Raw genomic sequence first — 15,784 nt, forward strand, 5'->3', positions numbered from 1 at the left:
ACACCCGTTCCCATACCGAACACGGAAGTTAAGCTCTTTAGCGCCGATGGTAGTTGGGGGCTTCCCCCTGTGAGAGTAGGACGTCGCTAGGCAATCGAAACGGTCAGCTGTATGCTGGCTGTTTTTGTTTTGGAAAAAAATTTAATAATTACTTGCTAAAAAAATTAAAACACAATAGGTTGCAACTATTAATTAAAAACTAAATTGAAGAAGGAAATCTAAAGTTAATGAATAGAAAAGCAATATTTTAAGGATATTACAAAGAGAAATAGCTATCAAATTTGTTGTTTTAAAAAATCAGAATTGTCTTTCTTTTATAAGTTTCTTGACAGTAGCTTGGCACGTTGTTAATCTTACAATTAATATTCTTTTAACTATAGGAGGAAGTTACGAAAATGTGGGAAACTAAATTTGCCAAAGAAGGTTTAACTTTTGATGATGTATTATTAGTACCAGCTCATTCAGAAGTATTACCGAAAGATGTTGATTTATCAGTTCAACTAACACCGAAGATTAAATTAAATATTCCAATGGTCAGTGCAGGCATGGATACAGTTACAGAATCTAAAATGGCAATTGCTATGGCACGTCAAGGTGGTATCGGTATTATCCATAAGAACATGTCGATCGATGAACAAGCTGAGCAAGTAGAAAAAGTAAAACGTTCTGAAAATGGTGTTATTACAAACCCATTCTTCTTAACTCCGACTCACCAAGTTTTCGATGCTGAGCATTTAATGGGCAAATACCGAATTTCTGGTGTACCAATTGTTGATAGTATGGAAAATCAAAAGCTAGTAGGGATCATTACAAACCGCGACTTACGTTTTATCTCTGACTATTCTTTAAAAATTGAAGATGTTATGACAAAAGAAGATTTAATTACAGCTCCTGTTGGAACGACACTAGAGGATGCTGAAAAGATTCTTCAACAATATAAAATCGAAAAGCTACCAATTGTAGATGAAGAAGGTAAATTAACTGGATTAATTACAATTAAGGATATTGAGAAGGTAATTGAGTTCCCTAACGCTGCAAAAGATATACATGGTCGTTTATTAGTAGGGGCAGCAGTTGGAGTTTCAAAAGATACGATGATACGTATTGAAAAGCTTGTTGAAGCACAAGTAGACATCGTTGTAATCGATACAGCTCACGGTCATTCTGAGGGTGTATTACAAACAATTCGCTCTATCCGTGAATCTTATCCAGAGCTTGAAATTATCGCTGGTAACGTGGCAACAGCTGAAGGTGCACGCGCATTATTTGAGGCAGGTGCAGATGTAGTGAAAGTGGGTATTGGACCAGGGTCTATTTGTACTACTCGTGTCGTAGCTGGTGTAGGTGTACCACAGATAACAGCTGTTTACGATTGTGCAACAGTAGCACGTGAGCTTGGTAAAACAATTATTGCTGATGGAGGCATTAAATACTCTGGAGACATCGTAAAAGCTCTTGCAGCGGGTGGTAATGTTGTAATGCTTGGTTCACTTCTTGCAGGTACTTCTGAATCTCCAGGTGACACTGAAATCTTCCAAGGTCGTCGATTCAAAGTTTACCGTGGTATGGGTTCAATTGGTGCTATGGAAAAAGGTTCAAAAGATCGTTATTTCCAAGAGGATGCGAAAAAATTAGTACCTGAGGGGATTGAAGGTCGTCTTCCTTACAAGGGGCCACTTGCAGATACAATTTATCAATTAATCGGTGGTGTTCGTGCAGGTATGGGCTATTGTGGTTCAGCTAGCCTTGAGTTCTTACGTGAAAATGCTCAGTTCGTTCGAATGACAGGTGCAGGTCTACGTGAATCACATCCACATGATGTACAAATCACAAAAGAATCACCGAACTATTCGATGTAATATATTACTAGCAACTTTTATGCTCTCAAATCGTCTACAAAGATGACACGAGAGCATTTTTTTATGATAGAGAGTGCGCACGGAAGTTACTATATATGATAAAATGTCGAGGACAAGATTATTTTTTTGGAGGGCTTTAAAGGTGAAAAAGACAATGAACACCGTGTTACGCTTGCTCCTAATTCCGGTTTTGTTATTTAGTATTTTTGCAGGTATTCCTGCGAAGGCAAATGCAGAAACAGATTTAGGACTACACGTGGATGCTGCAATTTTAATTGACGCAGATTCAGGGAAAATTTTATATGAACAAAATGCAGATACTTCACTAGGTATTGCGAGTATGACAAAAATGATGACTGAATACCTTTTACTGGATGCGATTGATGCAGGTACAGTTAAATGGGATCAGGAATATCACGTAACTGAATATACGTATAAAATGTCTCAAAACCGTGCATTAAGTAATGTACCATTACGTAGAGATGGATCTTATACAATTCGTGAATTATATGAGGCGATGGCTATTTACTCAGCAAATGCTGCCACAGTGGCTATTGCAGAAACAATTGCGGGTACTGAAACTGAGTTTTTAAAGCTAATGAATAAAAAAGCAGAAGAGCTTGGTCTTAAAGATTATAAGTTCGTGAATTCCACTGGTCTTAACAATGCAGATTTATTCGGTATGCAGCCAGCGGGTACTGGAACAGATGATGAAAACGTAATGCCTGCTAAATCTGTAGCCAAATTAGCATATCATTTACTAAAAGATCATCCAAAGGTATTAGAGACGTCTAGTATTGCAAAAAAGACGTTCCGTGAAGGTACAGATGATAAAATTGAAATGTCTAACTGGAACTTTATGTTGCCTGGACTAGTGTTCCAATATGAAGGCGTTGACGGATTAAAAACAGGTACAACTGACTTTGCTGGACATTGCTTTACAGGTACTGCAGAGCGCAATGGTACTCGTTTAATTTCTGTTGTTATGAAGGCTGTAGATGCAAATGGACAAGGCTCAAAAAAAGCTCGATTTGATGAAACAGCTAAATTATTTAATTATGGTTTCTCACAATTCTCAAAACAAGAAATTATTCCAGCCAACTATAAGTTTAAAGATCAAGAAACAGTAAAAGTTACGAAAGGTAAAGAAAGCAAAGTAGCGATTGCTGTTAAAGAACCAATTTCATTTATGGTTAAGTCATCTGAGAAAGACTTATATAAACCTAAACTAGTAATAGATAAAAAGAGTCTTGAAGCAGAGGTTAAGAAGGATACAGTTGTCGGGAAGGTAGTTATTGAGCGCTCAGAGGGCACAGATTACGGTTTCATTGACGGTAAGGACCTTAAAGCTGATGTTGTCACAACAGAGGCTGTGGAGCGTGCTAGTGGTATCTCATTATTCTTCCAAGGTATTGGTAGCTTCTTCGGAAACTTATGGGGTGGTATTACTGACTTTGTTGGTGGTTTATTTTAATGATTAATATAAAGAACACGTAGATAAAACTATCTCGTGTTCTTTTTCACATTTTAGCACTTTACTGCATACGCTATTAGGCGAAAGGATGTGGCTAAATGTGTGGCATTACAGGATGGGCTAGCTTTCACAAAGATTTAAGAACAAGTGATAGAATTTTGAAGTTGATGACGCAAACTTTAAATAAGCGAGGGCCTGACGATGAAAATATTTGGTGTAGTGAGCATATTGCATTTGGCCATCGACGGTTAGCCGTCATAGATTTAATCGGTGGGAAGCAGCCGATGAGTAAAGTACATGATGGTGCAAATTATGTCATTACATACAATGGCGAGCTTTATAATACGGAAGAATTACGGAAAGAGCTTCAAAATCGAGGGCATATTTTTACAACACATTCTGATACGGAAGTTTTATTAACGGCTTATATGGAATGGAAAGAGCAATGTGTAGATTTTTTAAATGGAATTTTTGCTTTTGGTGTATGGGATGAACAAAAGCAATCTCTTTTTTTATGCCGGGATCGTCTTGGTGTAAAACCCCTGTTTTATATAGAACAACAAGACGGCTTGCTTTTTGCATCTGAGGTGAAAGCATTATTAGCTCATCCAGGAATTAAAGCAGCTGTTAATACGGAAGGGCTAGCGAATATTATGGCGGTAGGACCATCTAGGACGCCAGGAAAGTCCCTTTTTCAAAATATAAATGAGCTACGTCCAGGATATGCAATGCGTTTCTCTAGAGAGGGTAAACGAGTTTGGCAGTATTGGCAGTTACAAAGTAAACGTCATGAAGAGTCATTGGAGGAAACGATTGATCATGTCCGTTTTTTATTAACGGATGCTATTGAACGACAGCTTGTTTCAGATGTACCGATTTGTACATTTCTTTCAGGAGGTTTAGATTCCAGTATTATTACTGGAATTGCCGTAAACAAATTTCAGCAACAAAATAAAGATCAACTTCATACTTACTCTATAGACTACAAGGATAATGAACGTTTTTTTAATCCTCATGCTTTTCAAACATCGACAGATACGTATTGGATTCAAAAAATGACTGACAACTTTAGTACAATACATCATGCTGAGGAAATTTCTCAGCAGCAATTAATTAATTTGTTAGTAGAATCAGTTATTGTAAGAGATTCGCCAGGGATGGCAGATATAGATTCTTCGTTATTATGGTTTTGTCGAAAAATAAAAAAGGACTTTACTGTTGCACTATCAGGTGAATGCGCAGATGAAATCTTCGGTGGTTACCCATGGTTTACAGAAACGACTATAGGTTTTCCATGGATTCGTTCTCTTTCTGAAAGAACAAAGATGTTACAAGAGCATTGGCGTAAGAAATTAGCAGTGGAATCATATGCACACGAGGTATATACGCAAACAATTGCTGAAGTACCATATCTTGATGGAGAGAGTACTGTAGAAGCAAGGCAACGCGAAATGTTTTATTTGAATATGGTATGGTTTATGCAAACATTGCTGGAACGAAAAGACCGTATGAGCATGGGAGCAAGTCTAGAGGTGCGTGTTCCTTTTGCGGATCATCGCCTTGTGGAATACGCATGGAATATTCCTTGGGAAATGAAAAATATGAAAGATATGGAGAAAGGTTTACTCCGAAAGTCAATGGAACATTTATTGCCAGAAGAAGTATTATATCGAAAAAAGAATCCGTATCCTAAAACTTATCATCCAGTTTATACGGCAGGCGTTCAAGAATGGCTAAGAGAAATACTGAAGGATAAAAATTCGATTCTACATGAATTATTTGAACGACAAAAGTTATCAGAGCTAATCGAATCTGGTGGTAGTTCTTTTAAAGTTCCTTGGTATGGACAATTAATGGCAGGTCCTCAGCTTTTAGCTTATCTGGGGCAACTCCATACATGGTTTGAGCACTATAATATCCAATTAGTTGAATCATAATATCAATATCGCCTTGGCGTAGTAGTTGCTGTCGCATCGCTTTGGCTACAAAAATATTTTGCTGAATGAAGAAAAAGAAACACCCGTCAACCTTTAATGTGATGGGTGTTTTTCCTCTATATTCCAACAGTCCATTAACTTCTCAATAGATTGTTCGATTTCATGTACAGGTATACCTCCAAAACCTAGTAAAAATTGAGCTTGTGAGGCTGTGGAGTGATTCAGGTGATAATCAGATAATGGGTAGATGCCGATTCCTGCATTGGTGGCAAGCTGCTGTAACTGCTTATCAGACAAAGTATGCTGTACGTCCAATAAGATATGCATTCCTGCTTGTTCACCAGTGATTTTAATTTGATTAGAATAGTTTTCTAAAATAGAAGTGAGCTTATCATGTTTTTTCCGATAAACTTTTCGCATTCGATTTAAATGTTTAGAAAAATGACCATCCCGCATAAAATTAGCTACGATATGTTGATCAAATCGAGGTACTGTTGATGAATAATAGTTAAATACATCGTTATAAGTAGCAAGCAATTTTGGCGGGAGTACAAAATAAGCAACACGCAAGGATGGCATTAATGACTTTGTAAAGGTACTCATATAAATAACTCTATCATTTCGGTCTAATGCATGAAGTGCAGGAATTGGTTTACCTGTATAACGAAATTCGGAATCATAATCATCCTCAATAATGTATCGGGAAGAGCTTTGCGCGGCCCAATTTAGTGCCTGAGCACGTCTCGTAGCCGATAATACTGCCCCTGTTGGGAACTGATGGGATGGTGTGATATAAACAACGTTAGCATTAGTTTTTTCGAGTTCATGAATTAGGATACCTTCATCATCGACGGCAATTGGATAGACCTTTCGTTTATGCTGAGAAAACATACGATGCACAGCTGGATAACCTGGATTTTCAAGAGCAAAGTAAGTGTCGTCACTAAAGAGGCGTAAAATCATTGGAAGAAGCTGCTCTGTTCCTGAACCGACAACAATTTGCTCAGGACTACAAACAACTCCACGAGATTGATATAAATAATTAGCAATCTCCGTACGTAAAGATAGTTCTCCCTGAGGCTCACCAGTTAATAATAATTCCTTTGAGGCATCAACAAAGAGCTCTTTTGCGTATTTCCGCCATATTTGAAAAGGAAATGCATCAATATCGATAGAGCCAGGATTAAAATCTATTTTGTATGTTTTTTTCTTAGGGTGCTCACTTAAGGAAGCTACTGTGTCCTGATGAATATAAGGAAGGTCGTCAATTTCCTCTACAAAATAACCAACGCGTGATTTAGACATAATATAACCTTCCGCAAGTAGCTGTGCATATGCAATTTCAATAGTTGTTTGAGATATATTCAAAAAATCGGCTAATTTTCTTTTTGATGGTAATTTTTCTCCTACTGCTATTTTCTTTGTAATAATAGCTTCTTTAATGCCGCTATAAAGCTGATCATAGAGCGGTTTCCCACCATCTTTTTCTAGCTGAAATAATAGCATGTCCATGTCCATTAACCCTCCTGACCTTATAGTTATTTTATAAACTGGATATTTTTATATGGTCAATTTCCATTATACTAAATTTCATCATAAAGGTGGAGGTTAGAAATCATGAAACAAACAGGTACAGAGTTAGTAAAACGCGGGATGGCGGAAATGCAAAAGGGTGGCGTCATTATGGATGTTATAAATGCAGAACAGGCGAAAATTGCAGAAGCGGCAGGAGCTGTAGCTGTAATGGCATTAGAACGAGTACCGTCAGATATTCGCAAGGCGGGAGGTGTTGCACGTATGGCTGACCCTCGAATTGTCGAGGAAGTAATGGGGGCTGTCTCCATTCCTGTGATGGCTAAAGCTCGTATTGGACATATTGTAGAAGCACGAGTGTTAGAAGCTATGGGAGTCGATTATATTGATGAAAGTGAAGTATTAACACCAGCAGACGAGGAGTTTCATTTATTAAAAAGTGATTATACAGTCCCATTTGTTTGTGGCTGCCGTGATCTAGGAGAAGCTGCTCGTCGTATTGGTGAAGGTGCTTCCATGCTACGAACTAAAGGTGAGCCGGGAACAGGGAATATTGTAGAGGCTGTTCGCCATATTCGTAAAGTGAATGCACAAGTACGTAAGGTTGTTGGTATGACAGAGGACGAGTTAATGACAGAAGCTAAATTACTTGGTGCCCCATTTGAATTATTAAGAGAAATTAAGCGTCTTGGTCGTTTACCAGTTGTTAATTTCGCGGCAGGCGGTGTTGCTACGCCTGCTGATGCGGCATTAATGATGGACCTTGGAGCCGACGGTGTATTCGTGGGTTCTGGTATATTTAAATCAGAGAACCCAGAGAAATTTGCCCGAGCAATTGTAGAGGCTACAACGCATTTTAAGGATTATAAGCTAATTGCCGAAATATCAAAAGAGCTAGGTGTTCCGATGAAGGGCATTGATATTGCACAGCTTAGTCAAAATGAACGTATGCAAGAGCGAGGCTGGTAAGATGAAACGAATAGGTGTTTTAGCATTACAGGGAGCGGTGCGAGAGCATGTGCAAAAGTTAGAGTCTCTTGGATGCGAAGCTGTCTTAGTGAAACAGGAAAATGATTTAGAGCAGCTTGATGGACTAGTGCTGCCTGGTGGAGAAAGTACAACAATAAGAAAATTACTGGATCGATATGAGCTATTGGAGCCAATTCGCACACTTGCACAGCAAAGATTACCGATGTTTGGAACGTGTGCAGGATTAATTTTATTGGCAAAGGAATTAGTGAATTATATGCCCCATTTAGCTGTCATGGACGTAGTAGTTGCGCGGAATTCTTATGGGCGCCAAATTGATAGCTTTGAAGTGAAGCTCGACATACCACAAATAGGTGAGGCTATTCCGGCAGTCTTTATACGTGCACCCCATATTGTATCAGCAGGTGAAGGGGTTGACGTATTAGCAAGGCATGACGGAAGAATCGTGTTAGCAAAAGATAACCATTTACTAGGCTGTTCCTTTCATCCCGAATTAACATCAGATACACGTATTCTTGAATATTTTGTCTCGTCTATGGTATGACTTGCAAAATTTCGCTTCATATAGTACAGTATGGATAAAATTCAAATAACTGAACACGATGATGGGAAGTAGTAGCAAGCACGTTTTTTTTAGAGAGTCAGCGGGTGGTGGAAGCTGATAAAAGCACTTGTGAATCCGTCCTGGAGTTGCGCAGTCGAAGTCAATGAAGTAGGCTGTCGCCGGCTGAAATGCCGTTATGAAATAAGTGGATTAGACAAATTGTCTAGTCAATTAGGGTGGCAACGCGGGTAGCTCTCGTCCCTTTTGGGGGATGAGGGCTTTTTTGTGTTCTACTCAATATTTCCCATCATTAAGAATCTACTGGAGGTATGAACGATGTTAGATATTAAACGCGTGCGCGATAATTTCGCGGAAATTAAAAAAATGCTATTAACACGTAATGAGGATTTAGGAAACTTAGATGACTTTGAAGAGTTAGATGCCAAGCGTCGCGAATTAATCGCAAAAACAGAAGAGCTTAAAGCTGAACGTAATAAAGTATCTGAGCAAATTTCTATCATGAAACGCAATAAAGAAAATGCAGATGAAGTTATTGCTCGTATGCGTCAAGTAGGCGATGAAATCAAAGAACTGGATGTTCAACTAAATGAGGTAGAAGAACGCTTTAAAGATATGATGATGCGTTTACCAAACATTCCACACGAATCTGTACCAGTTGGAACAACAGAGGATGATAATGTAGAGGAATATACTTGGGGGGAGATCCCAACTTTTGATTTTGACATTAAAGCCCACTGGGATATCGCTACGGATTTGAAAATTGTGGACTTTGAACGTGGTGCAAAAGTAACTGGTAGCCGCTTCTTATTCTATCGTGGCCTTGGCGCTCGTTTAGAGCGTGCATTAATGACGTTTATGATGGATTTACATGCAGAAGAGCATGGCTATGAAGAAATGCTACCACCTGTAATTGTCAATCGCGATAGCTTAACAGGTACTGGACAACTCCCTAAATTTGAAGAAGATGTATTTAAATTAGAGGAAACAGATTATTTCATGATTCCAACAGCAGAAGTACCTGTAACAAACTTCTACCGTGATGAAATTTTACCTATAGAAGCATTACCACAGGGCTTTGCCGCATATAGTGCATGCTTCCGTTCAGAGGCAGGCTCTGCGGGTCGTGATACACGTGGTTTAATCCGTCAGCACCAATTCAACAAAGTAGAATTAGTACGCTTTGTAAAGCCTGAAGAGTCTTATGAACAACTAGAATTATTAACAGGTCATGCTGAAAAAGTACTGCAATTACTAGGTTTACCATACCGTAAATTAAAAATGTGTACAGCTGATCTAGGCTTTACGGCAGCGAAGAAATATGATTTAGAGGTTTGGATTCCAGCTCAAAACATGTACCGTGAAATTTCTTCTTGCTCTAACTTTGAAGATTTCCAAGCCCGTCGAGCAAATATTCGCTTCCGTCGTGAGCCAAATGCAAAACCAGAGTATGTACACACATTAAATGGTTCAGGTCTTGCAATCGGCCGTACAGTGGCAGCAATCTTAGAAAACTATCAGCAAGCTGACGGAAGCGTAGTGATTCCTGAAGTATTAGTTCCGTATATGGGCGGTAAAAAAGTAATTGCTCCAAAATAAATGAAGTCGGCTCTGCACCGAAAGCGAAGCGGCAGGTGCACAAGGAGCGTAGTAATTCCAGAGGTATTGAGACCATATATGGGTGGAAAAGAAGTAATCGCTCCAAAGTAAACGGAGTCGAAAGCGAAGCAGCAGATGTAAAAAGAGTTTGTTGGAATGAATAAGTAAAAAACTACTGTTGAAAAATTAGATCTCAACAGTAGTTTTTTTTTTTAGAAAAAAGTATGTTAGCGAAGACGAACGCGATGTTTCACAGATAAATTATGTTCATTAGAGAGCAAGTAAATAATACCCTCAACAAAAGCTATAATTTAAGGTATATATGTCCAGCTAAAAATAAGATATAGTATACCTTTCTAAATTTTACCTAAGTAAAATTTGTGAATGCCGAGCCCTCCAAAAAATATAGCGAGAACCCCAGCTATATTTTTACTTTTTATAGGCCAAGAAGGGTCGATACCATCATACATAGGAACTTGTTGTGGCTGTGTTCCTTCTTTTACGTGAATTATTATTAAGATTCAATATTATCAACGATTAAGGCTTGTCGTGCCTTTTTCTCCGCCTTTTTTCGCTCACGTAAAGCTCGGAAAAAATCGGTTAGAATTTGTCCGCATTCCTCTGCTAAAATTCCCTCAGATACTTCACATTCATGATTAAAGCGTGCATCGTTTAATAAATGATAGAGTGAATCTACACACCCTGCTTTGATATCTCTTGCACCATAGACAACACGTGGCACACGAGATTGCAAGATGGCACCTGCACACATAGGGCAAGGTTCAAGCGTAACATAAAGTGTTGTTTTTTCGAGACGCCAGCTACCAATTTTTTCACAGGCCTCTTGAATAACCATTAGCTCCGCGTGCGTTGTTGCATTTTGTGTTGTTTCTCGTAAATTATGAGCTCTTGCAATAATTTCTCCATCGTAAACAAGTACAGCTCCTATAGGCACTTCTCCAAGTAGAGCCGCTTTTTTTGCTTCTTCTAGTGCCTGTTTCATAAATAAAAGATCTGTTTCAAAAATATCCACTAATATCTCTCCTTAAGAGTAGTGTATCCTGCTTAATTGGTAATTGCACGTTTAATATTGACATTCCTAAAATAACCATTTATATTTATATATGAACACATGCTCATATATAAATATAAATTACCGGGGGTAAACTAATATGGATGAAAAATTAAAAAATACGGATGTGGAAAATAATCAGCATTTAGACGATGAGACATTATTTGTTGTGTCTCAAACATTTAAGGCATTAAGCGATCCGACGAGAATTCGTATTTTAAATTTATTGTGTACAGATGAACATTCAGTCAATGACATTGCTGAGATTTTAGACTTAGGTCAATCAACAGTTTCACATCAGTTACGTTTTTTGAAAAATTTACGCTTAGTGAAATTTAGAAGAGAAGGCACAACTTTATATTATTCAAAAGATGATGATCACATTATGAATTTATTGAAGCAAGCTATTGAGCATGCTGCACATAACTAATATTACCGGAGGGATCAAATATGGGACATAGTCATGATCATGGCCATGATCATACACATGGTGCAAATAAAAAGGTGTTATTACTATCATTTATTATTATTACGACTTATATGATCGTTGAAGCAATTGGTGGCTTTTTAACAAATAGCTTGGCTCTTTTATCAGATGCAGGACATATGTTAAGTGACTCCATTTCTTTAGCGATAGCCTTACTCGCTTTTGTACTTGGAGAAAAGGCTGCGAGTTATAGTAAAACATACGGTTATAAACGATTTGAAATTTTAGCTGCAGTATTAAATGGTGTAACATTAATATTAATCGCTTTATTTATTTTTTATGAGGCAATAGAACGTTTTGCCAATCCTCCAGAAGTGGCGACAACGGGTATGTTGATTATCAGTACAATTGGTCTTTTGATAAATATTTTGGTAGCTTGGATTATGATGCGCGGCAGTGATACAAAGGATAACTTAAATATGCGTGGTGCATATTTGCACGTATTAAGTGATATGCTTGGCTCTGTAGGGGCCATCGTTGCTGCACTATTAATGATGTTCTTCGGTTGGGGCTGGGCGGATCCACTTGCAAGCGTTATTGTTGCATTATTAGTATTAAGAAGCGGCTATTATGTAACAAAGGCTGCTGTTCATATTCTAATGGAAGGAACACCTTCAAACGTTGACGTTCAAGAGATCATACAAACTATTGAACAAACTAAGGGTGTTCAAAGTATTCACGATTTACACATTTGGACAATAACAAGTGGAACAAATGCACTTTCCTGTCATGCAGTCGTTGATGATCAGCTGAAAATTATTGACAGTGAGAATATCTTACGAGAAATTGAACATAATCTTGAACATAAGGGCATAAAGCATGTAACGATTCAATTGGAGACAATAGCGCATAAACATGACAATTCAATTTTATGTACAATAAAAAATGAGCAGTCACATCATCATCACCATCATTAAAAAATAAAAAAATTATTCACTTTACATACCCTTCGTGGGTATAGTATTCTAATTGTAGAATAGGAGGTGATTTAATGGAGGACATCGTGAAAGAAGATGTTTGTCATACAGAGGAACCTACCTCGTGTCGAAAAAGCCATCACCCTGAACGTGTAAAAAAGGATTTAACGACTCGTTTGAATCGAATTGAGGGCCAAATCAGAGGCATTAAGGGGATGATAGAAAAAGACGTATACTGTGATGATATTATTACACAACTGTCTGCCACACAGTCTGCTTTAAATAGCGTAGCAAAAATATTATTAGAGGGTCATTTAAAGGGATGTGTAGTAGATCGCCTTTCAGAAGGTGATGAAACAGTGTTAGACGAATTAGTAGTGACCATTCAAAAAATGATGAAAAAATAATAATTTTTTTTATAAATATATACCCCCATATAGTATTTAAATTTAAAGGAGAGATATTTTATGCAAAACGTAACTTTAAACGTACAAGGAATGTCATGTGGACATTGTGTAAACTCAGTGGAAAAAAGTGTTGGAGCTTTAGCTGGCGTTGAGCAAGTAAAAGTAAATTTAGCTGATGGTTTAGTAGATGTAGCATTTGATGAAACACAAGTATCTCTAGACCAAATTAAAGAAACAATCGACGATCAAGGCTATGACGTTAAATAATATAAATAGGGTGCTCATGTAGCACTCTATTATTTTCAATTACACATACCCCCAGTTGGTATGTAGGGAGGAGAAATGATCATGAGTTCAGAAATAAAGGAAGCGAATTTGCAAATTACAGGTATGACTTGTGCGGCCTGCGCCACTCGCATAGAAAAAGGTTTAAATAAAATGGATGGTGTAGAACAAGCGACAATTAATTTAGCCCTTGAAAAATCATCCATTAAGTATGATTCGTCAAAATTAAGTGAAGAAGATTTTGAAAAGAAGATAGAAGCACTTGGCTATGGTGTCGTTAAACAAAAAACTGAATTCGACATTACAGGTATGACTTGTGCAGCCTGCGCTACTCGTATAGAAAAGGGTTTAAATAAATTAGCGGGTGTATCTTCCGCGAACGTAAACTTAGCACTCGAAAAAGCAACGATTGAGTTTAACCCATCTGAAGTTACGGCTGCAGATATAATTGCAAAGGTTGAAAAATTAGGCTATGGAGCACATCAAAAAGCAGATGAGCAAGAGACATTGGATCATCGGGAGCAGGCCATCAAACAACAGCAACAAAAATTTATACTATCGGCAATTCTTTCATTACCATTACTTTGGACGATGGTAGGGCATTTTTCATTTACGTCATTTTTATATGTTCCTGATTTTTTAATGAATCCGTGGGTACAAATGGTGTTGGCTACTCCTGTTCAATTTATTATTGGAAAGCAATTTTATGTTGGGGCCTACAAAGCTTTGCGCAATGGTAGTGCCAATATGGATGTACTAGTAGTAATGGGAACATCTGCTGCTTATTTTTATAGTGTCTATCAAGCGATTATAACTGTAGGATCACATCATGGACCTCATCTTTATTTTGAAACGAGTGCGGTCTTAATTACTTTAATTTTATTAGGTAAATTATTTGAAGCAAAAGCAAAAGGTCGTTCGTCTGAAGCTATTAAAAAATTAATGGGTCTTCAAGCAAAAACAGCAGTTGTTGTTCGAGACGGTGTTGAGAAGGAAGTACCATTAGAAGAGGTAATCATTGGCGACATTATTTTAGTAAAACCGGGTGAAAAAATTCCTGTTGATGGGGAAGTATTAGAAGGAACAACAGCTGTTGATGAATCGATGTTAACAGGGGAGAGTCTACCTGTTGATAAAAAACAAGGCGACCTATTATTCGGTTCAACTATTAATAAAAATGGCTTTATTAAAATGACAGCCACTAAAGTTGGCCGCGATACGGCTTTAGCTCAAATTATTAAAGTTGTAGAGGATGCACAAGGTTCTAAAGCGCCAATCCAACGTTTAGCTGATCAAATTTCAGGCATATTTGTACCAATCGTTGTCGGCATTGCAATCGTCACGTTTTTAGTGTGGATTATTTGGGTAAGTCCAGGTGAATTTACGCCTGCACTTGAAGTATTAATTGCAGTTCTTGTTATTGCTTGCCCATGTGCGCTTGGTTTAGCAACGCCAACATCTATTATGGCAGGCTCTGGTCGTGCAGCGGAGTTAGGTGTTTTATTCAAAGGTGGCGAGCATTTAGAGCAAACTCAAAGTATCGATACGGTGGTTGTTGATAAAACAGGTACAGTAACACATGGCAAACCTGTATTAACGGATGTTGTGCTAGCTGCAGACCAAAACGAAGCACGCTTTTTATCGTTAATTGGTGCAGCAGAGAAGCAATCCGAGCATCCGTTAGCAGAGGCCATTGTTCAAGGAATTGCTGATCGTGGTATTGAGCTAGGCGACGTTCAATTCTTTGAAGCGATACCAGGTTACGGTGTGCAAGCGACTGTATCTGGTCAGGGAGTTGTAATTGGTACACGTAAATTGATGCAACAATACGGTATTCAGATTGATGATATTCTACCAACAATGGAGCAATTAGAGGAAAACGGTAAAACGGCCATGTTAGCTGCTATTAATGGTCATTATGCTGGTCTAGTAGCCGTTGCTGATACTGTTAAAGATACTTCAAGAGAAGCGATTCGCCGGCTACAAGAAATGGGAATTACAGTTATTATGATGACTGGCGATAACGAACGTACAGCACAAGCAATCGGAGCAGAAGTTGGTGTGAATCATGTGATTGCTGAAGTTCTCCCAGAAGGCAAAGCAGATGAAGTAAAAAAACTACAAGCCACAGGTAAAAAAGTGGCGATGGTGGGTGATGGCATTAATGATGCACCGGCACTTGCGACAGCTAATATAGGGATGGCCATTGGTACTGGTACAGATGTTGCTATGGAAGCGGCAGATATTACACTGATTCGTGGCGATTTAAATAGTATTGCAGATGCTATCATTATGAGTCGGAAAACAATGCGTAATATTAAACAAAACTTATTCTGGGCATTTGCTTACAATACATTAGGTATTCCAATTGCGGCACTTGGTTTGCTTGCTCCTTGGGTAGCAGGTGCAGCGATGGCCTTTAGTTCCGTATCTGTTGTTTTAAATGCACTGCGTTTACAGCGAGTAAAATTATAAGGGAAATGATAGATCCACTTCGGTGGGTCTATTTTTTAACTTCTTCCAGCGGCTTTTACAAAACTGAATCCAGACGCAATTATGCCGAGGCATAATTGACTAGAGAAATAGTTTGATTCTGTTTTTCATTTTCTCACTATGATACAATGAAAAGCACTGATTCATTTTTTAACTTCATGTTGTTGCT

The 15,784-nt window shown here is 38.1% G+C and carries 14 protein-coding genes, 1 rRNA gene and 1 other annotated feature; of the genes, 12 read left to right on the plus strand and 3 right to left on the minus strand.

Going from position 1 to position 15,784, the window contains the following annotated elements; all coding sequences use genetic code 11:
• The 4 genes from rrf to asnB form a co-directional block, all read left to right on the plus strand.
• A 5S ribosomal RNA gene (gene rrf / locus ACIQXF_RS21560) occupies positions 1-92 on the plus strand; the annotation flags it as partial.
• Positions 93-395: 303 nt separating this feature from the next.
• Positions 396-1,859 (plus strand): IMP dehydrogenase, encoded by a 1,464-nt coding sequence (gene guaB, locus ACIQXF_RS21565; RefSeq protein WP_402787455.1) that lies wholly within the window; start codon positions 396-398, stop codon positions 1,857-1,859.
• Positions 1,860-2,001: 142 nt separating this feature from the next.
• Positions 2,002-3,333 carry a D-alanyl-D-alanine carboxypeptidase family protein gene (locus ACIQXF_RS21570; RefSeq protein ID WP_402787458.1) on the plus strand — a complete coding sequence of 444 codons (1,332 nt, stop codon included), beginning with the start codon at positions 2,002-2,004 and terminating at the stop codon, positions 3,331-3,333.
• A 98-nt stretch (positions 3,334-3,431) separates the two neighbouring features.
• A complete protein-coding gene (asnB, locus tag ACIQXF_RS21575; protein ID WP_402787461.1) occupies positions 3,432-5,270 on the plus strand; it encodes an asparagine synthase (glutamine-hydrolyzing) in 1,839 nt (612 codons plus the stop codon).
• A gap of 93 nt (positions 5,271-5,363) precedes the next feature.
• Here asnB and pdxR read toward each other — a convergent pair whose 3' ends face one another.
• Positions 5,364-6,782, minus strand: a complete 1,419-nt coding sequence (gene pdxR, locus ACIQXF_RS21580; protein ID WP_402787464.1) for a MocR-like pyridoxine biosynthesis transcription factor PdxR — start codon at positions 6,780-6,782, stop codon at positions 5,364-5,366.
• A 105-nt stretch (positions 6,783-6,887) separates the two neighbouring features.
• Between pdxR and pdxS the strand changes: the two genes are divergently transcribed.
• From pdxS to serS, 3 genes are all read left to right on the plus strand, one after another.
• Positions 6,888-7,772 (plus strand): pyridoxal 5'-phosphate synthase lyase subunit PdxS, encoded by an 885-nt coding sequence (gene pdxS, locus ACIQXF_RS21585; protein WP_402787467.1) that lies wholly within the window; start codon positions 6,888-6,890, stop codon positions 7,770-7,772.
• A 1-nt stretch (position 7,773) separates the two neighbouring features.
• Positions 7,774-8,337: a pyridoxal 5'-phosphate synthase glutaminase subunit PdxT gene (gene pdxT, locus ACIQXF_RS21590; protein WP_402787470.1), complete on the plus strand. Its 564-nt coding sequence runs from the start codon at positions 7,774-7,776 to the stop codon at positions 8,335-8,337.
• Between the two features lie 49 nt (positions 8,338-8,386).
• Positions 8,387-8,603: a binding site (T-box leader), on the plus strand.
• Positions 8,604-8,673: 70 nt separating this feature from the next.
• On the plus strand, positions 8,674-9,954 hold the full coding sequence (gene serS / locus ACIQXF_RS21595; RefSeq protein WP_402787473.1) for a serine--tRNA ligase: 1,281 nt from the start codon (positions 8,674-8,676) through the stop codon (positions 9,952-9,954).
• 356 nt (positions 9,955-10,310) lie between these two features.
• Here serS and ACIQXF_RS21600 read toward each other — a convergent pair whose 3' ends face one another.
• Positions 10,311-10,424, minus strand: a complete 114-nt coding sequence (locus ACIQXF_RS21600) for an NINE protein (protein WP_402787475.1) — start codon at positions 10,422-10,424, stop codon at positions 10,311-10,313.
• Between the two features lie 44 nt (positions 10,425-10,468).
• On the minus strand, positions 10,469-10,987 hold the full coding sequence (tadA, locus tag ACIQXF_RS21605; protein WP_402787478.1) for a tRNA adenosine(34) deaminase TadA: 519 nt from the start codon (positions 10,985-10,987) through the stop codon (positions 10,469-10,471).
• 139 nt (positions 10,988-11,126) lie between these two features.
• On the opposite strand from tadA, the gene ACIQXF_RS21610 reads away from it, so the two are divergent.
• The 5 genes from ACIQXF_RS21610 to ACIQXF_RS21630 all read left to right on the plus strand — a co-directional run bounded on the left by ACIQXF_RS21610 (position 11,127) and on the right by ACIQXF_RS21630 (position 15,597).
• Positions 11,127-11,456, plus strand: coding sequence for an ArsR/SmtB family transcription factor (locus ACIQXF_RS21610; protein WP_402787480.1), 330 nt, complete (start codon positions 11,127-11,129; stop codon positions 11,454-11,456).
• Between the two features lie 20 nt (positions 11,457-11,476).
• Positions 11,477-12,430 (plus strand): cation diffusion facilitator family transporter, encoded by a 954-nt coding sequence (locus tag ACIQXF_RS21615; protein WP_402787483.1) that lies wholly within the window; start codon positions 11,477-11,479, stop codon positions 12,428-12,430.
• Positions 12,431-12,504: 74 nt separating this feature from the next.
• Positions 12,505-12,837 carry a metal-sensitive transcriptional regulator gene (locus ACIQXF_RS21620; RefSeq protein ID WP_402787489.1) on the plus strand — a complete coding sequence of 111 codons (333 nt, stop codon included), beginning with the start codon at positions 12,505-12,507 and terminating at the stop codon, positions 12,835-12,837.
• Positions 12,838-12,897: 60 nt separating this feature from the next.
• A complete protein-coding gene (copZ, locus tag ACIQXF_RS21625; protein ID WP_068986807.1) occupies positions 12,898-13,104 on the plus strand; it encodes a copper chaperone CopZ in 207 nt (68 codons plus the stop codon).
• Between the two features lie 81 nt (positions 13,105-13,185).
• Positions 13,186-15,597, plus strand: coding sequence for a heavy metal translocating P-type ATPase (locus tag ACIQXF_RS21630; protein WP_402787496.1), 2,412 nt, complete (start codon positions 13,186-13,188; stop codon positions 15,595-15,597).
• The last annotated feature ends 187 nt before the right edge of the window (positions 15,598-15,784 follow it).

This window comes from Lysinibacillus sp. NPDC097231 (assembly GCF_044761885.1).
Taxonomy (GTDB): Bacteria; Bacillota; Bacilli; order Bacillales_A; family Planococcaceae; genus Lysinibacillus.